General features: G+C 41.2%; 17 protein-coding genes. 13 read left to right on the top strand and 4 right to left on the bottom strand.

What is annotated here, in order from left to right; all coding sequences use genetic code 11:
• Nucleotides 1-56: 56 nt before the first annotated feature.
• Entirely contained in the window at nt 57-2,249 is a 2,193-nt protein-coding gene (locus ND6B_RS11525; RefSeq protein ID WP_033103226.1) for a malate synthase G, read from the bottom strand.
• Between the two features lie 239 nt (nt 2,250-2,488).
• On the opposite strand from ND6B_RS11525, the gene ND6B_RS11520 reads away from it, so the two are divergent.
• Complete coding sequence (locus tag ND6B_RS11520; protein ID WP_033103227.1) at nt 2,489-4,090, top strand: isocitrate lyase; 1,602 nt, start codon at nt 2,489-2,491, stop codon at nt 4,088-4,090.
• Between the two features lie 721 nt (nt 4,091-4,811).
• On the opposite strand, the gene ND6B_RS11515 is transcribed toward ND6B_RS11520, so the two are convergent.
• The 3 genes from ND6B_RS11515 to ND6B_RS11505 form a co-directional block, all read right to left on the bottom strand.
• Nucleotides 4,812-6,830 (bottom strand): S9 family peptidase, encoded by a 2,019-nt coding sequence (locus ND6B_RS11515; protein ID WP_033103228.1) that lies wholly within the window; start codon nt 6,828-6,830, stop codon nt 4,812-4,814.
• Nucleotides 6,831-6,984: 154 nt separating this feature from the next.
• Entirely contained in the window at nt 6,985-7,719 is a 735-nt protein-coding gene (locus tag ND6B_RS11510) for a 5-oxoprolinase subunit PxpA (protein WP_024602421.1), read from the bottom strand.
• Nucleotide 7,720: 1 nt separating this feature from the next.
• A complete protein-coding gene (locus ND6B_RS11505) occupies nt 7,721-9,532 on the bottom strand; it encodes a glycoside hydrolase family 3 protein (RefSeq protein WP_033103229.1) in 1,812 nt (603 codons plus the stop codon).
• 303 nt (nt 9,533-9,835) lie between these two features.
• Between ND6B_RS11505 and ND6B_RS11500 the strand changes: the two genes are divergently transcribed.
• From ND6B_RS11500 to ND6B_RS11445, 12 genes are all read left to right on the top strand, one after another.
• Nucleotides 9,836-11,356 carry a sensor domain-containing diguanylate cyclase gene (locus ND6B_RS11500; protein WP_033103230.1) on the top strand — a complete coding sequence of 507 codons (1,521 nt, stop codon included), beginning with the start codon at nt 9,836-9,838 and terminating at the stop codon, nt 11,354-11,356.
• Between the two features lie 86 nt (nt 11,357-11,442).
• Nucleotides 11,443-12,096, top strand: a complete 654-nt coding sequence (locus ND6B_RS11495; protein ID WP_016899999.1) for a thermostable hemolysin — start codon at nt 11,443-11,445, stop codon at nt 12,094-12,096.
• Nucleotides 12,093-13,571 carry an AMP-binding protein gene (locus ND6B_RS11490; RefSeq protein WP_033103231.1) on the top strand — a complete coding sequence of 493 codons (1,479 nt, stop codon included), beginning with the start codon at nt 12,093-12,095 and terminating at the stop codon, nt 13,569-13,571. The genes ND6B_RS11495 and ND6B_RS11490 overlap by 4 nt, the downstream gene beginning before the upstream one ends.
• Nucleotides 13,564-14,253 (top strand): TenA family transcriptional regulator, encoded by a 690-nt coding sequence (locus tag ND6B_RS11485; protein ID WP_016900001.1) that lies wholly within the window; start codon nt 13,564-13,566, stop codon nt 14,251-14,253. The genes ND6B_RS11490 and ND6B_RS11485 overlap by 8 nt, the downstream gene beginning before the upstream one ends.
• Nucleotides 14,250-15,020 (top strand): SDR family oxidoreductase, encoded by a 771-nt coding sequence (locus tag ND6B_RS11480; RefSeq protein WP_033103232.1) that lies wholly within the window; start codon nt 14,250-14,252, stop codon nt 15,018-15,020. The genes ND6B_RS11485 and ND6B_RS11480 overlap by 4 nt, the downstream gene beginning before the upstream one ends.
• 294 nt (nt 15,021-15,314) lie before the next feature.
• Nucleotides 15,315-15,962, top strand: coding sequence for a hypothetical protein (locus ND6B_RS11475; RefSeq protein ID WP_013462837.1), 648 nt, complete (start codon nt 15,315-15,317; stop codon nt 15,960-15,962).
• A gap of 11 nt (nt 15,963-15,973) precedes the next feature.
• Nucleotides 15,974-16,633, top strand: a complete 660-nt coding sequence (locus ND6B_RS11470; protein ID WP_013462838.1) for a response regulator — start codon at nt 15,974-15,976, stop codon at nt 16,631-16,633.
• A gap of 62 nt (nt 16,634-16,695) precedes the next feature.
• A complete protein-coding gene (locus tag ND6B_RS11465) occupies nt 16,696-17,997 on the top strand; it encodes an ATP-binding protein (RefSeq protein ID WP_029609982.1) in 1,302 nt (433 codons plus the stop codon).
• Nucleotides 17,990-18,343, top strand: coding sequence for a cupredoxin domain-containing protein (locus tag ND6B_RS11460; protein ID WP_033103233.1), 354 nt, complete (start codon nt 17,990-17,992; stop codon nt 18,341-18,343). Before ND6B_RS11465 ends, ND6B_RS11460 begins: the two co-directional genes overlap by 8 nt.
• Nucleotides 18,330-19,070: a hypothetical protein gene (locus tag ND6B_RS11455; RefSeq protein WP_013462842.1), complete on the top strand. Its 741-nt coding sequence runs from the start codon at nt 18,330-18,332 to the stop codon at nt 19,068-19,070. Before ND6B_RS11460 ends, ND6B_RS11455 begins: the two co-directional genes overlap by 14 nt.
• Nucleotides 19,067-19,780 carry a hypothetical protein gene (locus ND6B_RS11450; RefSeq protein ID WP_028834668.1) on the top strand — a complete coding sequence of 238 codons (714 nt, stop codon included), beginning with the start codon at nt 19,067-19,069 and terminating at the stop codon, nt 19,778-19,780. The genes ND6B_RS11455 and ND6B_RS11450 overlap by 4 nt, the downstream gene beginning before the upstream one ends.
• A gap of 260 nt (nt 19,781-20,040) precedes the next feature.
• Complete coding sequence (locus ND6B_RS11445; RefSeq protein WP_008467029.1) at nt 20,041-20,250, top strand: cold-shock protein; 210 nt, start codon at nt 20,041-20,043, stop codon at nt 20,248-20,250.
• Nucleotides 20,251-20,282 lie beyond the last annotated feature (32 nt).

Here is a 20,282-nt window from a genome sequence, read left to right on the forward strand (position 1 = left end):
GTAGGCAAAACGCGCTTTTTTAGTGTTAAATAAATGTCAGCTATTTAGCTATTTAGCTATTCAGCTAGGTTATGGTGCTGTGCTTTATATTTCAAGCGGTAGCTGTGTAGTAGCGGCTCTGTGTAACCGCTCGGTTGGCTAACCCCTTCAAATACCAGTGCTAAAGCAGCTTGATACGCAATACTTTTAGCTAATGTCTGCTCATTAGTTGCCATTGGTGTGTAAAGGCTGTCATGCTCATTTTGGCCATCAACAACTTTAGCCATTTTTGCCATTACCTTTTGCACTTGCTCTTTGCTACATACTCCATGATGTAGCCAGTTGGCGATATGTTGGCTTGAAATACGTAAGGTGGCTCTGTCTTCCATTAAACCAATATGGTTAATATCAGGCACTTTAGAACAGCCTATTCCTTGGTCAATCCAGCGTACTACGTAGCCTAAAATACCTTGCGCGTTGTTTTCAAGCTCGCTTTGAATATCTTCTTTTGACAGCGTTTCAGGGTTTGGCATGAGCGGCGGTGTAAGTAAGCTCTCTAGGCTTGCTATTTGACGCGTGGCAATGCTTTGCTGCAGGCTAAATACATCAACATCATGATAATGCATTGCGTGTAATGTGGCGGCAGTAGGGGAGGGCACCCAAGCGGTATTTGCACCAGATTGAGGATGGGCAACTTTTTGCTCCATCATCATCGCCATTTTATCGGGCATTGCCCACATACCTTTACCAATTTGTGCTTTGTGGCTTAAACCACAGGCTAGGCCAATATCAACGTTGCGATCTTCGTAAGCGCTGATCCAAGGCTGTGCTTTAATAGCGGCTTTAGGCAATACAACACCCGCTTGCATAGAGGTATGTATTTCATCACCAGTGCGGTCTAAAAAGCCAGTGTTAATAAACACAACACGCTCTTTTGCTACATGAATACATGCTTTTAAGTTAGCAGATGTACGACGCTCTTCATCCATAATACCCATTTTAAGGGTGTTTTTAGGCAAGCTCAGTGCCTCTTCAACCATACCAAACAAGGTATTAGCAAAGGCGACTTCATCAGGGCCATGCATTTTCGGTTTTACAATATTAATACTTTGCGCGGTTGAATTTTTAATCGTGTTTTTAGTGTTTAAATCGTGCAAAGCAGCTGTTGCGGTGAACATGGCATCCATAATGCCTTCAAACACATCATTGCCGCTTACATCGGTAATGGCTGGATTTGTCATTAAATGTCCCACGTTACGCACAAACATCATACTGCGCCCTTTGAGGGTCAGTTTTTGGCCATCAAGACCTGTATATTGTCGGTCAGCTTGTAACGTGCGGTCGACCATTTTGTCGCCTTTTCTAAACGTTTCAACCAAGTTGCCTTGCATTAAACCAAGCCAGTTTTTGTAAACTTGTACTTTATCTTCTGCATCCACTGCGGCAACCGAGTCTTCGCAGTCCATAATGGTTGTTAGTGCGGCTTCTAGCACCACATCTTTTAACCCTGCTTTATCAGCTTGACCAATAGGGTGGTGATGGTCTATTTGCAGCTCAATATGTAATCCATTGTTTTTAAGTAAAATAACACTCGGGTTTTGTGCTTCACCTTGATAGCCAATCAGTTGCTCAGGGTTTTTAAGTGTGGTGTGCGAACTGTCGCGCAGGGTAATAGCAAGGGCGCCGTCAACAATAGAATAATTTGTACTTTCAATGTGCGAGCCATTTTCAAGCGGTAATGCTTTGTCTAAAAACTGCCTTGCGTAAGCCATTACTTTAAAGCCACGAACAGGGTTGTATTGGCTGCCTTTTTCGGCGCCGTCGTCTTCGCTTAAAACATCGGTTCCATATAAAGCATCGTATAACGACCCCCAACGTGCATTAGCTGCATTAAGTGCAAAGCGTGCATTACTAACCGGCACCACTAGCTGTGGCCCTGCAGTCAACGCTATTTCTGGCTCTACATTTTGAGTTTCAATACTAAAGTTTTCAGGCTCATCAACTAGGTAGCCAATATCTTTTAAAAACGCTTGATACTGAGCTTGGTCAGCATTTTTATTTGCAAGGTGGTAGTCATCAATTTGCTTTTGTAGCTGTTCACGCTTAGCCAGTAGTGATTTGTTCAATGGTGTAAGTGTTTGCACTATGTTGGCAAAGCTTTTCCAAAACTGGTGTTCATCAAGATGGGTACCAGGTAATAATTGTTTTTTAACAAATTCAGCAAGTTGCTTATCAACGCTGAGTCCTGAATGGGTGAGAGTGTGGCTCATAATTAATATCCTTAAACGGTCCGACAGTGTGCAATTTTTTATATGCGTACACCTACCATATCGCAAAAAAGTGGCTTTGAATGCTTTTTAGTCATTCACTATATGTATAGCCGTAATAAAAACTATAAATTTACTAAATCTAAAAAATAAGCCTAATGTTTAATTAAGCGCTACAGAGCTAACGCGATGTAGTCACTCTCTCAACAATAAATATTAATACCCGTTCGAAGGACTTTATTATGACAACATATCAAGGCGAAACAGATACACTAGCAACATTATGCCAATCACAGGGCAGTGCATGGAAAACAATTAATCCTGAATACGCAACACGTATGCGTTTACAAAATCGTTTTCGCTCTGGTGTTGATATTGCACAATTTACAGCAGACATCATGCGTGAAGACATGGCTGCATACGATAAAGACACAAGCCAGTACACACAGTCTTTAGGTTGTTGGCATGGTTTTACTGCCCAACAAATGATGATGGCAATTAAGCGCCATCAAAAAACAACTAAGCGCAGTTACGTATATCTAAGCGGTTGGATGGTTGCAGCGCTTCGCTCTGAGTTTGGTCCTCTTCCAGATCAAAGTATGCATGAGAAAACATCAGTACCGGCACTTATCGAAGAAATCTATACCTTCTTAAAGCAAGCGGATGCACGTGAACTTGACCACTTATTTAACGAATTAGACGACGCAAAAGCAAACGGCGGCGACGTTCAAGCAGTACTTAACAAAATTGATAACTTTGAAACGCACGTTGTACCAATTATTGCTGACATTGATGCCGGTTTTGGTAACGAAGAAGCAACTTACCTGTTAGCTAAAAAGATGATCGAAGCGGGTGCATGTGCTATCCAAATCGAAAACCAAGTATCAGATGCTAAGCAATGTGGTCACCAAGCAGGTAAAGTGACGGTTCCACATGAAGACTTTTTAGCAAAAATTAACGCAGTGCGTTACGCGTTCCTAGAGCTAGGTATTGATAACGGTATTATCGTTGCGCGTACCGATTCACTAGGTGCAAGCCTTACGCAAAAAGTACCGGTTTCAAAAAAACCAGGTGACTTAGCAAGCCAATACAATGCATTTTTAGAAACAACCCCAGTAAACAGTGTTGATGACTTAAATGAAGGCGAAACAGCAATGAAGCTTAATGGTCAGCTTTGTAAGCCAACACGCCTAGACAATGGTTTATACCAGTTCCGCGAAGGCACTGAAAAAGACCGTGTAGTACTAGATTGTGTAACGAGCCTACAGTCAGGTGCTGATTTACTGTGGATTGAAACAGAAAAACCACATGTAAAACAAATTGCTGAACTCGTTAATCGCGTAAAAGAGCAAGTACCAGATGCTAAATTAGTATACAACAACTCACCATCGTTCAACTGGACGCTGAAGTTCCGTGAGCAAGTATACCAAGAATGGCAGGAACAAGGTCGTGACCTGAGCGCTTACCCAAGTCTTGATGATAACAAAGCGCTTATGGCTCCAGAAATGGATGCAACAGAGCTTGCAGCAGCCGCTGACTTATTAGTACAAAACTTCCAACGCGATGGTGCACGTGAAGCGGGTATTTTCCACCACCTAATCACGTTACCAACGTACCACACAGCAGCATTAAGCACAGATATTCTATCTGAAGGTTACTTTGGTGACTTAGGTATGCTGGCTTATGTACGTGATGTACAGCGTCAAGAAATCCGTCGTGAGCAAGCGTCTGTTAAACACCAAGACCTTGCAGGCTCAAACATTGGCGATACACACAAAGAGTACTTCTCAGGTGAGAATGCACTCAAAGCCGGTGGTGAAGCTAACACCATGAACCAATTTTAATTCAACTAGATAGTGTTACTTAAGGGCCGCAAGGCCCTTTTTTTATGCCTGCATAAAGGCAAAATTTAATAGATCAGTATTTTACTAGCTAGTTATTCAGGGATGCAATGCAGGTTAAAAGTGTAAATAAATTTAAAGGATGTTTATGCTCGGCTGGAGGGCTTGATAGTCTGGTTACGCTTTAACACGTATAAGCACAATAAATTACCCGCTTTTTACCACATATAGATCAGAGTTTAACTAACATACTGAAAGCAGATCACGATTTAACTAGCTGCCCTTAATACAGATCAGATTTTAACTAACCATGCTAATAACGGCCATTTTTTATTATTAAAGGGGGGTATTTGTCTTTCTAACCCACAATTTGGCCACTTAAACGATTAATTTAAAGGTTTTAGGCAGGTATCGAGAGAGTAATAAACCGATTTTTTACTAACTGCTGCAGCTTATAAAACATTTTTTTACTAACTGAGGGCTTATAAACAGTGACTCAAACCGATTTTTTACTAACTCACAGCACTATTTCTTATATAAACCGATTTTTTACCAACTCAGTCTGAAGCTAAGTCCGATATTTAGTTTGAGTATGTAAGGGGTTACTTACATTATTGCTGTAAAGGGGGTTTACACTTGTGAGCTTCGAGCTTCGAGCTTCGAGCTTCGAGCTTCGAGCTTCGAGCAACGAGCTTATATAGCTCGTCACTCATAACTCTGCGTTTTATTTCGAATGCTTATCAAACCACCATTGAATATAAGCCACTTTGGTCATTAAGTTAGATGGACGGGCAGTAATACCATGTGAAGCGTTTGGAATACGCACCATCGCGGTATCAACCCCCTGCAATTTTAAGGCTTGATAAAACTGCTCTGTTTCTGAAATAGGCGTACGGTAGTCTGCTTCACCCGTGAGTAACATGGTCGGGGTTTTAACATTGCCAACATAACTGATTGGTGAGCGTTTCATGTAATGCTCAATATGATCCCATGGTTTACCTGGGAACCAATAGTCAGCAAAGAATGGATAAAAATCGGCAGTGAGTACAAAGCTGATCCAATTTATCACCGGTTTGGCAACCACGGCTGCAGCAAAACGATCTGTATGACCTACAATCCACGCTGTTAATACACCGCCGCCAGAGCCACCTGTTACAAATAACTTAGATTCATCAATAAACCCTTTTGCAATAAGCGCATCAACCCCAGTCATTAAATCATCGTAATCATTGCTTGGGTAATTATGATGAATGGTTTGCGCAAACTCTTTACCGTATGAATCACTACCACGTGGGTTCATGTATAAAACCACGTTCCCTTTAGCGGCAAATAGTTGTACTTCGGCACTAAAGTGCGGGCCATAATTAGCGACAGGGCCGCCATGAATCTCAAGCACTAGTGGGTATTTTTTTGATTTATCAAAACCCGGTGGGTAAGCAACCCAGCCTTGTATTGGCAGCTCATCGTGGCTTGATTTAAGCCATAATTCTTCAACCTTAGCGAGTTGCTTGGTTGCAAGTGCATCAGAATTTAAATCGGTTAAGCGCTGCGCTTTACCGCGCTTTATTGTGGCTACATCAGCAGGGCGCTGGGTATCGGCCAATGTAAATGCAACATGACCATTTTCACTAATATCGAAATCGCCACCGGAATAAGGGCGACCAAACGCAACACTGCCTATTTTTTCGGTAATCACTTTGCGTTTGCCACTTCGAGGTTGATAAGCCAGCGCAGTTTGCCCTTCATCGGCATAGCTAAAATAAAGCCCTTTTGAGTTCGCACTCCACTTAATTTGGCCAACACTTCTATCAAAATCGGTGGTTAGGCTTTGAGTATTCCCTGTTTTTAAATCGCGAATATAGAGTTGGGTGTTTTCGTAATTAGTACGCTTGTCGTCATACCCTGTATAGGCAAGGTATTTGCCATCAGGTGACACTTTAGGTTGTTGATCAGGCCCATTACGCTCAGTTAGAGGGAAAATGGCTAGCGAGTCTAAATCGAGTTGATATACCTCAGTGTTAGTGGGCTTCAATTCATTATTTTCATTGCGATTAGCAGAAAAATACAATGTTTTACCGTCTTTACTAAAGCTGACTTCCCCACCATTATTAAAATTATCGTTGGTGAGTTGTTGAGCATTACCGCCATTGGCATCAAGTGTAAATAATTGACTAAACCCTTTTTCAGTATAACCCCCTCCATCGGCACGATAATAAACATCGTCAATATATTTAGCAGGCTCTGCCCACGTGGCACCTTTTGGTTTTCCAGGTAAGCTGACAGGCGCAGACGCCGCCATTGGAACAAACATACTAAACACCAGCTGGTTTGAATCAGGAGTCCAAGTTAGTGAGCTTGGATTGCTAGTTAAATTACTAACCTTAGCGATAGCCCCTGTTTTTAACCATTTAATATATATTTGGTTGCTACCATCTCGGTTTGATATGAAAGCAAGTCGCTGTCCGTCAGGAGAGACTACTGGCGAGTAATCCATATATACACCAGAAGTTAATGGTTGTAGTTGCCCAGTGCTGTAATCAACAGACCAAATATTGCCTACTTTACGGTCGGTTTTAATATCCATGCGGTTGCGGACAAAATACACGGTTTTACCGTCTTCTGTTATGTCTATTTGGTTGGCATATTCAAGATTAAAGATATCTTGAAGTTGTAATGTATCGGTATTGGCAACAGCTAATTGACTGCTGCCCAGTATAAGACTCATAGCTAAAAGCGTTTTCATTATTTATCCCTGTTTTAAATCACTGCTCTATTTATAGGGTAGGAGAGGGATAATTAACAGTCAGATGCGACGAAGCCAGTATTTAAAACTACCAATGAATGAAGGTGATAAAAGAAAGTAAAAGCTGTAAAGGGGGTTTACAGCTTAGAGGAAGTTATACGCTTGCGCTGCAAAGTGCCTTAATGTCTTCAATAAGCGCAACACCTTGGGCGTTATCACCGTGCACACAAATACTATCGGCGTTAAGTTTTAACGATTTTCCTGACTGGGTAGTCACACTGTTACTGGCCAAAAGCTGTTTAACTTGTGCCAATAATGCTGCTTTATCATGCACACTGCCTGCTATATTTCGTGCTACGAGGTGCCCTTGATCTGTATATAGCCTGTCTGCGAACGCTTCTAAAACAAGCGTTAGTCCAAGATGACGTGCCATTGTATGGTGGTGTTTAGCATCGGCCGTGGCCAGTATCATTAATTTTAGATCAGCAGGGTAACTGGCAACCGCGCCCATCACAGCACTAAGTAGTGGTTGGTGTTTCATCATGTCGTTGTAAAGCGCACCATGGGGTTTGACATAACGAAGGGTTAATCCTTGTGCCTTTGCCATGCCATCAAGAGCAGCTATTTGGTAGTGTAAACACTGAGTGAGCTCGGCCACACTCAGATTCATTGAGCGTCTGCCAAATCCTTGTTTATCGGGGTAGCTTGGGTGAGCGCCAATCATAACATTATGCTGTTTAGCGAGCTTAAGAGTATTGGCCATAACGCTAGGATCGCCCGCATGAAAACCACAGGCAATGTTTGCCATATCAATATGCGGCATTACTTGATCATCAAGCCCCATTTTCCACGCGCCAAAGCTTTCACCTAAATCACAATTGAGTTTCATATTAGTGGCTCTTTGATTGTTTAATAGTTACCGGTAAGCTGCCTTTAGCAGGGGCTTGACCGAGTAATACTTTAGCAAGTGCTGTAAATGCAGGCCCAGATACTTGCTCGTTTTTGTCTACGTCAATATTATAAGCATATGAAGCTAATACTGCATCGGCAGAGTCGCCAAACTGAGCAATATCATAAGGGGCTCGCAAACTAATAAACACGGTGGGTATTTGTTGCTTGTTAGCCATTTTAAGTAATGATTCAAGTGCTTTAGTTTGCTCTGCGTTATTGAGGGCAAAGTCTGGGTTATCGGCTAAATCATCCATCCCGCCAATTTCCACCGCGCTTTGATTAGGCGTGGCATTTCCGGCAATAATAATATCAGCTTGGTTTATATTACGCTGAGCATCAACAGGGTCAAAACCTTGTAAACTGCTACAGCTATAAACTAATGCGTGTGAGCTCAGTGCCATTATGGCTTGTTGTATGGCAATACATTTACGCGTATCGGGCATAATAATATGAATGTGTTGGCCAGCAGTAAGCTTAAGTGGCAAGGTGTTGTTGTTATTTTTTATTTGGGTGATCGCCGCTAATGCTAGTGACGCTTCTAATTCGCGATGTGCTTTATTACCAATAATGTGCTTAGCATTGGCTAATGCTTTAATGGGATCAGGAAAAGCGTTTAATTTAAATTTACTTTTAAGTGAGATAATACGCTGTGCTGAATGCGCAATTTCCTGTGCGTTTAGTTGTTCTGATTTAACCGCACTGACTAATGACTCAATGAGGGCATCGAGCTTTTTAATGTCATCTGGCGTTCTAATCTCTATTGGCATAAGCGCAATATCAACCCCAGCGGCAAAGGTGTTTATAATTGCTTGAGTTGGACTAAAAAAGTGACTAATACCTGCCATATCAAGTGCATCGGTTACCACCACACCTTGATAGTTAAGTTCTTTACGTAGAATATCGGTCATGATTTTACGCGACATTGTCGCGGGCTTGATCATTTGTTTGCCATCTACATTGGTTAATGTACTGCTATCAAGCTCAGGGTATTGAATATGCGCGGTCATTATCATGCCCGGACTATGCTGCTCAATAATGTGTTTAAAGGGCGCTAAATCTTGTGCGTAAATCACCTCTTTTGAATGCATCACTTTAGGCAAGCCGGTATGACTATCTACATTGGTGTCGCCATGCCCAGGAAAATGCTTTAGTGCGCTAATAATGCCATTTTTTTCAAATTCAATAACTTGTGCTGCACCCATTGCCGCAACTTCATCGGGGTTTTCACTAAAAGAGCGGACATTAATGACAGGATTGTCTGGGTTCATGTTTACATCAACGGTTGGCGCGTAATTTACATTAATCCCCAATGCTGAAAGCTCCGTGGCAAGAACATTCGCGGTTTGAGTTGCGAAATAAGTGCCATGCTCAGGGTAGGTGGCGCCAATTGACATATTACCGGTAAACGAAGTGGCCACATCGCGTGGCAGTCGTGCTACGCGTCCACCTTCTTGGTCAATTGAAATAAAAAGCGGTAAGCCTGATTTAGAGTGAGACGCAGCTTGTTGCAGTTGCTGATTAAGGCTAATTATTTGTTCGATGCTTTGGGTGTTTTCAGAAAATAAAATAACCCCGCCAATATCATAACGGCTAATCGCTTTGGCTAGTGTATCTGGTAATTCAGTTAACGCTGTTCTGCAGCGCTCACTGCTGCCTTGGTGACAAAAATAGCGTAAATCGAGCATAAGTTTTTGCCCAAGTTGCTGTTCAAGTGACAGCGCAGAATCGGCAAAAGAAGATTTTATTGGCATGAAACATCCGATTAAAAAAAGAGAAGACGACAACAGGTACTTATTTAGCAACACACACCTCAAGGCTAAATAAAAATAAAGTGCATGCAGCTTAACTATTATTGAGCTTAACTGCAAAACCCGACATATATAATAAATGTCATTTTATTATTCCAAAAATAACAAAAATTAGGCTACTTAGTTTAATTTCTGTATTATATTTAGGATATATGTAGTACATAGCAGTCGTTTTTATTTGCTTAGGATGATAATAAGTTGCGTTTTCGATCACCATTTACTTTTAAACTTAGGCAATTAATTCTGTTGTTAGCTATCACTGCTACAGCCGCTATTTTATTCAGTGGTTTATACATTAGTTACCAAGTACAAAAAGAACGGGTAATAGAAGATACTCTCAAAAGTAACCATGTATTTGCTAGTAAGCTTGCCTCGGCGACCGATCACTTTTTAGCAGCTGCGATGCAGCAACTTGAGTTTTCAGCCAAAATTATTGCTAAAGACATTACCAATACTGAGTTACTCCAAGCTGAAACCAACCGCCTTTTAAACCAAACACATAGCTTTAATTCGGTAGCAATTAACATGCAAGGTGTCGTTAAAGCGGCCTCACCTGTTTCATTAAATATTATTAATAAAACCGTTAATTCACCTCATTCTAAACAAGCCTTTAAACTACAGCGTCCATTGGTTAGTCGTCCTTATGTATCGCTTGCGAATAACTTAATTGTTGTACTTTCTTATCCTTTATTTGACGAGATGGGTAACTACTATGGCTATATTGGCGGTAGCTTTTATTTAGAACAACAGAGCATTTTAAACGCCTTATTAAAACAGCATAGTTACGATGGCGGGGCATACTTTTATGTGGTGGCTGATAATAAAACCTTACTTTATCATCCTGAGACTGAGCGGATTGGCGAACAAGTCATTAATAACCCAGTAATAGAGCGTGTTTTGCAAAGCGAAGATGGATACGCCCGGGTTTTAAATAGCCAAGGCGTGTCTATGCTTGCTGGATATTCGCCCGTTAAACTTGCTAATTGGGGCGTAGTTGCCCAGCGAAGTGAAGCGGCAACACTTGCCACGTTAGATACTTTTCAAGGGCTGGTGCTTAAGCGAATGCTACCAATTGTATTAATTACTTTTGTATTGATTGGTGTGTTAGCGCATTTTATTGCTAAGCCACTTAGGCTCCTAGCTGACAGTGCAAATTTATCGACTGATCAACAAAACGTAGCGAATCTTAAAAGTATTAAATCTTGGTACTTTGAAAGTCAGCAACTTAAAGCAGCCATGTTAGAAGGAGTTAATATACTGCAGTCGAAAATGGGGCAATTACGCCAAGATGCACTCACCGATCCGCTAACTGGTGCGCATAATCGGCGAGGTTTGTATTTATTGTTAGATAAATTAATTCAAGAACAGATCCCCTTTGCGGTTCTAGAAATAGATATCGACTTTTTTAAACGGGTTAATGACACTTTTGGCCATGATGTGGGCGATGAGGTACTAAAAACTTTAACGTGTGTGATCAAGCAGGTATCTCGCAAAGATGATATTGTCGCGCGAACTGGTGGCGAGGAATTCTTACTTATATTACCGAACGAAAATAGCGATAGTGCGTTTGTTATTGCTGAGCGGTTACGTAATGAAGTGGCGAATACACCGATGGCCAAAGTTGGTTGTATAAATGTCTCCATCGGCATTGCTACATGGCCGCAGCACAGTGATGATATTGATCAAGTATACAAATGTGCTGACAAAGCGCTCTATCATGCAAAAGAAACGGGCCGTAATAAAACCGTTATAGCCAGTCTAAATTAAATTTTTAAAAAATTAATTTACCTTAAGTTTTATTTAAGTTTCGCCTATTAAATTCTACCTATAGATTTAATACAGGCGATGCTTTTATGCAATTAGCTCAACAACAGTCATCATCAACACTTTTTCAGTCGTTCACACAGTTTGTGAGCGCCAGAGAATGTGATGAACACCGTCAGCGCCTTGAAGATACAGTAAAACAAGGCTTTTTAGCTGCGTACAATGCCAGCCTAACTTCATTTATGCCATTACTCTGTCAGTATAAAACTCAGCAAGGGCATTGCACTTTAGGGCTTAGAAACGCCACTTCTCCTTTATTTATTGAACAATATTTAGCAGCGCCCATTGAGCAGTTTTTACCAATGGGCACACAGCGCAGTAAAGTGTTTGAGTTAGGTAATCTCTATTCAACACACAGAAAAGCCACATTATCGCATTTTATTATTGTTAATGAAGCTTTAAGAGCTATTGGTGCTACTAATTTGGTTTTTTGTGCCACCAAACATGTACGTGCTTTATTGCGTTTATTAGGGGTAACGTGTAATGAAATTGCATTGGCTAACAGCAGTGTTGTTGAGCAACCAAAAAGCTGGGGAAGTTACTACGCGAACCAGCCTACAGTATGCATTGTTAATTTAGAGCAAGCACATCTACAAGTACTTAATACGCCAATGCTACTTGATATTAAACAACAAAATACACATGGCATTACGGCATTAATCAATGCGCTGGAGGCGGTATGAGTATCTTAAATAGCTTAAATGATTTAGCTATTCAGCCGGCGGTAGTTGCGCATTTTGCGAATCAAACACAACAGTTCACAGGTGCTGAGCTGCTTCAAGAAATAAATAAAGTAGCGGAAATTTTTGCAAATTCAGATGCTGATGCAATTGCATTTCAACTTGATAACACACCTGCATGGTTGGTACTTGATGCTGCGACCAGCGTTGCTAATAAAGTGGCTATACCGATCGCCCATTTTTTTAGTCAACAACAAACGCAATATGTGTTGGCACAGTGTGGTGCACAGCTGTTTATAAGTGATATGCCAAGGCTTTCTTTGGGTGCGCATACATTGTCTATTACTTTGTTTGATCATTACACCTTATATATTTATCAGCTCAACGTTAAAGAATCGATTAGTTACTTTGAGGGCACGCAAAAAATCACCTTCACGTCAGGCTCTACAGGCGAGCCAAAAGGTGTGTGTTTATCAACTCATAGCCAAATGCAAGTTGCACAATCGTTATGTGAGCAAATAGGTATAAGTAAACCAACTCACTTATGTTTACTGCCATTACCTGTCTTACTGGAAAATATTGCAGGTATTTATGCACCATTATTAAGTGGCGGTTGTGTACATTTAATGCCGTTAAACGAATTGGGTTTTGTTGGCTCAGGGTTAAAAAATCCTGAAAAACTAATTAGGGCAATTGACAGTGTAAAACCTAACACCCTTATTTTAGTGCCTGAGTTATTAACGTGTTTAGTAGCGTTTGCAAAACAAGGTTGGCAGCCGCCAAAGTCATTACAGTTTATTGCAGTTGGCGGAGCGCTCGTGAGTGATGCTTTAATTGCCACCGCCAGAGAGCTTAATTTACCTGTTTATCAGGGGTATGGATTATCAGAGGCGGCATCTGTCGTAAGTTTAAATACGCCCAAAAATGATGATTTAAAGAGTGCCGGCACTGTACTGCCGCACATACAAACCAAAATCGAAAAAGGCCAGTTGTACATAAAGGGTGAGCTATTTTTAGGGTATTTAAATCAAGCGCCGCATAACCAAAATAACTGGTATGCAACAGGCGATTTAGTGACCCAGCATGGCAATAAGCTCTTCATAAAAGGGCGACTTAAAAACCTGATTATTACCAGCATGGGCCGTAATGTCAGTGCTGAATGGCCTGAGTCATTAATATTGAGCCAAAGCGCGATTATACAAGCCGTTGTTTTTGGTGAAGGCAAACCTTTTTTAACCGCGATTATTTATGCAATCCCTGAGCTGAGTGATCAACAACTCAGTGAGCATATGAAATTTATAAATCAACAGTTACCCGATTATGCACAAGTTAAAAAGTGGCATCGGTTAGCTCAGCCTTTAAGTGTTCAGCAAGGGTTACTAACGACCAATAATCGTCCTAAGCGCCAGGCTATTAGCCAGCAATTTAACCTTATTTTTGAACAATTTTACCGACTTGGAGAAGTGATCCATGACTGATTTTTTTAATACATTAAAAGCACAAACTCAAAACGAGCGTGAGTACTTATTAGCTGCGCCAATTATACAGCGCGTTTTTAAAGGCCAAGCATCACTTGAAGAGTATGCGTCATTTTTAGCGCAAGCCTATCATCATGTAAAACACACTGTGCCATTAATGATGTCGTTAGGTGCCCGTTTAACCGACGAACAAGAATGGTTACGTGAAGCCGTAGCCGAATACATTGAAGAGGAAATTGGCCACCAAGAATGGGTGCTTAACGATATTGCCGCGTGTGGTTTTGATAAAGAAAGTGTGCGCCATAGTAAGCCACAATTTGCTACCGAAATGATGGTCTCGTATGCGTATGACAGTATCGCTCGTAAAAATCCATTAAGCTTTTTTGGCATGGTTCATGTACTCGAAGGGACTTCAATTGCCCTGGCTGATGGCGCAGCTTCAAATATTGCTGATGCAGTTGGTTTACCTAAAAAAGCATTTAGCTATTTAACCTCTCATGGTGCGCTTGATATAGAGCACGTAAAGTTTTTTGAAAACTTGATGAACAAAATTACTAATGAGGCCGATCAGCAAGCTATTTTACATGGCGCAAAATGTTTTTATCGTTTGTACGGTGATATTTTTCGCGCTTTAGATGACGAGCCGTTCTTTAAAGCATCAGCACAAGAGCAACATGCATGAATACCGGCTTATGTGTGTTAACAGGAGCCACAGGGGGAATTGGCCAAGCGATTGCCAAAACACTGCACGCACAAGGTTGGCAATTACTATTAGTAGGGCGTAATGGCGATGCGCTATATGCGCTAAGTAGCCAGTGCCCAGGTAGTATGACTTTTGTGGGAGATTTAACCGTTGCAGAAAACATGCTGGCATTGGCAATTAAAGCCAAAAAATTGGGCGGTGCTAAATTACTCATAAACAATGCAGGCATTAATGTTATGCAAAGCTTAATTAGTTGTAGTAGTGAACAAATTGATAATCTACTGAGCACTAATTTAGCCGTCCCGATGAAACTATGCCAGCTGTTTTTAGAGCAGCTGCAAGCGAATAGAGGCACCATAGTTAATGTTGGGTCGTCTTTTGGCAGCATAGGTTACCCATATCAAACACTTTATTGTGCCAGTAAATTTGGTTTGCGTGGTTTTAGCGAAGCGTTATCACGAGAGCTTTCAGACACTGGCGTTAGAGTTACTTATTTAGCACCTAGAGCAACTGATACCGACATTAATGATGCTCAAACGCGGGCAATGAACAAAGCGCTTGGTAATCAAATGGACTCTCCGCAGTTGGTGGCTGATGAGTTAGTTGCGTTATTAAACTCAAATAAAACCAGACGATTTATTGGTTTTCCTGAGAAACTTTTTGCACGTATCAATGGCGTTTTTCCACGTATTGTAGATAACGCAATTGCTAAACAACTCCCTAAAATAAAAAGCTTTTTAGGTTAGTTGTTCACTAGGGTCTGTTGACCTTTGCGGATTGAAATTTGTTCAAACTAGGGGCGATTTAATCGCGGCGCGAGGTTTGTAACCTAGTGGGCTAAGTAAAAACCGAGCAACAAAGAGTAAATCGCCCCTAGGCAGAACCCTTCGGGCAGCGCCTGTTTGGCATTGATGCTGCTTTATCGCCAATTTATGGGGAATAACCACACCACATAGGCGCTGCCTTGCCTAAATACCAAACAGGCTGCTGAAAATTCAACCTTGAAAGGTCAGCAGACCCTAAATAATAGAGGATTTATTATGAAAAAATTTACTTTAGCAGCTTATTTAAGCATTGTTAGTGTGTTTTCATCGCCGGTATTTGCAGATGAACAAAGCGACTTACTCGCTATTCAACAGCAGTGGGCGGTCGCTAATTATGAGCTTAAAGATGACGCACAAATCAAAGCCTTTACTCAACTGAGTGAGCAAAGTGCTCAATTTATCGAAAACTATCCTAATTCAGCAAATAGCTATACATGGAACGGCATTGTGCTGGCAAGTTTTGCGGGTGCAAAAGGCGGCTTAGGGGCGTTGGGTTATGCCAAAGATGCAAAGGCATCATTAGAGCAAGCCCTTAAAATAGACGACAGTGCTTTAGGTGGCTCAGCGTATGCCAGCCTGGCAACCTTATACAGTAAAGTACCAGGGTGGCCAATTGGCTTTGGTGATGATGACACCGCCGATAAGTTTTTTAAGCAAGCACTCGCTTTTAATCAAAAAGGCATTGATACTAATTACTTGTATGGTGAGTTTTTATACGACGAACGTGAATATAAGCAAGCCAAAGCCCATTTGTTAGTTGCACAAGCGGCCGGTATTCGTGATACTCGCGCTAAAGCGGACAAATATCGTCAGCAAGCAATTAGCCAATTATTAGCTAAAGTTGATAAAAAACTAAAGAGATAACAAAACAAACAATGCATTTATTATTAGTTGAAGATGATCATCTTGTGGCGCAAGGGCTTTGCCGTTCATTGCGCCAAGAAGGCTACAGTGTAGAACACAGCGCAACGGTTAAGCATGCGTTGCAATGTTTAGGCAGTGGCGAAATAGAGTTGGTTATACTTGACCTAGGCTTACCTGATGGTGATGGTTCGCAAATTTTAAAGCACATAAAAGCACAAAAAAAAGTCATTCCGGTGGTGATACTAACCGCTCGCAGTAGCATAGATGATAAAGTGCAAGGGCTTGATATGGGGGCTGATGATTATTTAGCTAAGCCATTTGAACCAGCCGAATTATTTGCTCGTTTGCGCGTAGCGAGCCGACGTGTAAATCAAGCTCAGTCGAGCTTATTACAATGTGGTGATGTTACTATGGATACGTCAGCGCACAGTGTCACACTTAACGATGAGCTACTTTCTCTGCCGCGAAAAGAGTACATGCTGCTAAAAGCGTTACTGGAAAACCAAGGTCGCGTGCAATCTAAGCAGCAATTAGAAAATAAACTCTATCAATGGGGTGAAGAGGTTGGCTCTAACACCATTGAGGTGCATATTCATCACCTACGAAAAAAATTCCCCAGCGATTTTATTAAAACTCTCCGTGGTATTGGCTATGTTGTGGGAAAGAGATAGCTCACGTGATTAAAACACCCCTAGATTGCACAAACTTGAATTTACAAAGGTAACCATGCTCTATGTCAATTCGTAAGCGTTTAACACTTATCTTACTGTCAATGATGGTGTTAACCTGCTTTTTAGCTTTAGTAAAAGGCTATCAAAAAAGTATGAGCCATGGTGAGCAATTACTCGATAGTGAGCTAAAAGTGGTGGCTGGAGTCTTGATGCAACAGCCTCTATCTATAAACGCTATGGCGCCAAAAATGCAAGAAAGCGCCCAGTTACTGTATCAAATTTGGCAAAGTGGTGAGCTACTTAGCGGTTCTGACGAATTAAATCTTGATTTGAGCCAATATCAAGCAGGTTTTCAAACGCTTAATATTGCAGGGCAGCGAATGCGGGTATTCGTTTTTGCTACTTCTTTACGCACCGTTATTGTTGCCGAGCCGATTGCTAAGCGGTTTGAGCTTGCCGAGGCGGTGATTTTATCAGCCATGTTACCCATGTTATGGGCGGTTCCTTTGCTTGCGCTATTTATTAGCTTTTTTGTTAAATATGCACTGGCACCGTTAACCCGTTTATCAAAACAGTTAGCCCTGCGCCAAGCAAATGATTTCACAGCGATCAATTGGCAGGTGACGGATGAAGAAATAAAACCAGTGATCAGCCGCTTAAACGACTTATTTAAACGCGTAGAAACGGCCTATTTACGAGAACGTTTTTTTGCCTCAGATGCCGCCCATGAATTACGTACACCTCTGAGCAGTTTAAAAATTAATGTGCATAATTTGGCCGCCCAACAAGGCGATAACCAAGAATTACAAGCCATGACTCAAGGTATTAATCGACTCACCAATATAGTGGAGCAAATGCTAATACTAGGGCGTACTCAGCCAGAGCAGTGGCAAAAGCAGTTTAAAGAACAGTCATTATTAGCGATCACGCAAGAAGTAGTTAGCCAACTATATGAAAAAATAGAGGCTAAAAATCACACTATTAGCCTTGAGGGAGATGACTTTACTATTAACGGTGATGAGTTTACCTTAGTGACGTTGATTTCAAACCTACTGAGTAATGCTATAAAGTACGCGCCTGCAAACGGACAAATAAAAATTACCCTAAAGCAGATGCACAGGCAGCGTATTTGGCAAATAGAAGACAGCGGTCCAGGTATGACGGACGATCAAAAACAACGGATATTTAACCGTTTTTATCGCGTTGGCGGTGACCAACATCCTTCGGGTGAACAAGGTGCGGGCTTAGGCATGGCAATAGTCCAGCACATTATTGCTATTTATAGCGCTGAAATTAATTTAACAGACAGCGATTTGGGCGGCTTAAAAGTACAGGTAGTTTTTGCAGGAGCTAAATGTGATTAAACGACTTATTCACCCCTATTTATATTGTTGCGTATTTTTATCATTTAACGCCGCCAGTAAAGACTATCTTATTGTACTTAAAGATCATTTGTTTTATCCCGCAGAAATCGTGGTGCCGGCCAATGAAAAGGTACGCTTGTTAATCGAAAATCAAGATAGTACGCCTGAAGAATTCGACAGTTTCGATCTCAACCGAGAGAAAGTACTTTACCCTAATCGCAAAAGCGTTATTTATATTGGGCCGTTAACTCCTGGGCGTTATGAATTTTTTGGCGAGTTTTCACCCAATACGGCGCGTGGTGCTGTAATAGCGACCGAAAAGGATGGTTCTGATGCTAATAACTAGCCTTGTGATGAGCCTCAATCAGTTATTGCCGGTGGCCATTTTACTTATTTTACTCCAAGTGATTGCCAAGCAAAGTTTAGTGAAGGTACTGGGGATGCTTGTTTTAGGTGTGGGGCTATCATTTTTATTTGTAAAAAGTGCTCCGCTAATTAGTCCCTTGTTCGACTACCAGGGTTTAGAATATACCCAAATTGCTTTATGTATTTTAGTGTTTATCAGTGCGCTGTACTACGCCATTAAACAAGCAACGCCTGCATTTATGATTGCGATTATCAGTGTAATGACTCTTTATTTAAGTCATTACATTATTTACCTGATTGGCTTTTGGCAAAACAACGAAGCAGCACAAAGCTTATTTATTGGCACTTTTTTAGGCTTAGGGATATGCAGTAGCTTTAGTGTGTTGTTGTATTTTTTATTGAGTGCAATCAAACAGCGCTTTGGGCTTATCCCTTTATTGGTATTGTTAGCATTAAACAGTGCGGCAAAACTGGTTGTGGCACTTGATTTGGCGAGCCAAATTGATTTGATAGCAACAACGGCAACCGTATGGGATTTACGTGCTATTTTAACTGAAAACTCAGAGTTTGGACGGGTTTTGCGCGCACTTATCGGTTATGAGGCTACGCCTAATTTAACCAGTGTTTTAAGTTATGTGCTGAGCAGCGTGTTATTTTTATCAGTTTGTTATTTTATTCCTAAATCAATAACTAAGGAACAATCATGAAAGCAATAAACCTATTTGCAGCCACTGTATTAATTGGTTTTTGTTTATTAATACCTAAGCTGGCTTATGCTGATGGCATAGTGGTTGATAAAGTTTATCATCCTTATGTGTTGCCGTTTGAGCGCGAGCTAGAGTGGCGGCTTGTGTCACATCAAACCGACAGTGGTAATATTTTAGCGCAGCGCGTTGGCTTAGGCGGCGCAATTAACGACACCATGGCATTGGAAGGCTATTTAGTGGGCGAGCGCGATGATAATGGTGACTTTGGCTTGCAAGCGTATGAGTTAGAACTCCGTTGGCAGTTAATAGAGCAGGGCAGGCTATGGGCTGATTGGGGCGCGTTATTTGAATTTGAAAAACAGCATGACGCCGACGCATACGAAGCAACCACCGGTTTTGTGATTGAAAAAGAGTTTGGTCGTGCAAGTCTCACTATGAATGCATTTTTAGTGTACGAGTGGGGCCAAGATATACAAAATGAGTGGGAAAGCGAATTTAGAGCGCAATATCGCTACCGCTATTTGTCTGCTTTTCAGCCCGCGGTTGAGGTTTATCTTGGCGAAGACTTTGTCGGTATTGGCCCCGGATTTATAGGGTTACATCGCTTTGATGGACAAAAACAATTAAAGTGGGAAGCCGGTTTTATTACTGAAATCAGCCAGTCAGAGAAAAATCATAGCTTTAGAATGGCACTAGAATTTGAATTTTAAGCTCTTTAAACAAGTACTTAATTTATAAAGCGGGCTGCTTAAGCTATTTTATAAATTAAATCGCATTAAGGGTTGACTTGAGTCTGTAACTCTATATAGTAGTCCGCAGCTAGAAAGAAAGCATGATAATTTATAAATCTCCATTTCGTTGTTGTATAAGTAATACTTGTAGTACCGTCCTGAAGTTTTTAAGTACCATCTCATTTTTTGCTACACCGCCCATTAGGGCACAATTTAATTTTTATATCAGGAATAATACTATGTCTAACATCGTATCAGGTACAGTTAAGTGGTTCAACGAGTCTAAAGGTTTTGGTTTCATCGAGCAAGAAAATGGTCCAGACGTTTTCGCACATTTCTCAGCAATCAAAAGCGAAGGTTTCAAAACTTTAGCTGAAGGCCAACGTGTAGAGTTCACTCTTTCACAAGGTCAAAAAGGTCCTCAAGCTGATAACATCACAGCTCTATAATTTTACTTTTAAGTAAAATGAAAAAAAGCGCT

This window comes from Pseudoalteromonas sp. ND6B, from assembly GCF_000764215.1.
GTDB lineage: Bacteria > Pseudomonadota > Gammaproteobacteria > Enterobacterales > Alteromonadaceae > Pseudoalteromonas > Pseudoalteromonas tetraodonis.

What these genes read in the sequence shown, in the direction of transcription:
- ND6B_RS11525 (WP_033103226.1), bottom strand. Translation starts at nt 2,249, where the DNA reads ATGAGCCACACTCTCACCCATTCAGGACTCAGCGTTGATAAGCAACTT.
- ND6B_RS11520 (WP_033103227.1), top strand. Translation starts at nt 2,489, where the DNA reads ATGACAACATATCAAGGCGAAACAGATACACTAGCAACATTATGCCAA.
- ND6B_RS11515 (WP_033103228.1), bottom strand. Translation starts at nt 6,830, where the DNA reads ATGAAAACGCTTTTAGCTATGAGTCTTATACTGGGCAGCAGTCAATTA.
- ND6B_RS11510 (WP_024602421.1), bottom strand. Translation starts at nt 7,719, where the DNA reads ATGAAACTCAATTGTGATTTAGGTGAAAGCTTTGGCGCGTGGAAAATG.
- ND6B_RS11505 (WP_033103229.1), bottom strand. Translation starts at nt 9,532, where the DNA reads ATGCCAATAAAATCTTCTTTTGCCGATTCTGCGCTGTCACTTGAACAG.
- ND6B_RS11495 (WP_016899999.1), top strand. Translation starts at nt 11,443, where the DNA reads ATGCAATTAGCTCAACAACAGTCATCATCAACACTTTTTCAGTCGTTC.
- ND6B_RS11490 (WP_033103231.1), top strand. Translation starts at nt 12,093, where the DNA reads ATGAGTATCTTAAATAGCTTAAATGATTTAGCTATTCAGCCGGCGGTA.
- ND6B_RS11485 (WP_016900001.1), top strand. Translation starts at nt 13,564, where the DNA reads ATGACTGATTTTTTTAATACATTAAAAGCACAAACTCAAAACGAGCGT.
- ND6B_RS11480 (WP_033103232.1), top strand. Translation starts at nt 14,250, where the DNA reads ATGAATACCGGCTTATGTGTGTTAACAGGAGCCACAGGGGGAATTGGC.
- ND6B_RS11475 (WP_013462837.1), top strand. Translation starts at nt 15,315, where the DNA reads ATGAAAAAATTTACTTTAGCAGCTTATTTAAGCATTGTTAGTGTGTTT.
- ND6B_RS11470 (WP_013462838.1), top strand. Translation starts at nt 15,974, where the DNA reads ATGCATTTATTATTAGTTGAAGATGATCATCTTGTGGCGCAAGGGCTT.
- ND6B_RS11465 (WP_029609982.1), top strand. Translation starts at nt 16,696, where the DNA reads ATGTCAATTCGTAAGCGTTTAACACTTATCTTACTGTCAATGATGGTG.
- ND6B_RS11455 (WP_013462842.1), top strand. Translation starts at nt 18,330, where the DNA reads ATGCTAATAACTAGCCTTGTGATGAGCCTCAATCAGTTATTGCCGGTG.
- ND6B_RS11450 (WP_028834668.1), top strand. Translation starts at nt 19,067, where the DNA reads ATGAAAGCAATAAACCTATTTGCAGCCACTGTATTAATTGGTTTTTGT.
- ND6B_RS11445 (WP_008467029.1), top strand. Translation starts at nt 20,041, where the DNA reads ATGTCTAACATCGTATCAGGTACAGTTAAGTGGTTCAACGAGTCTAAA.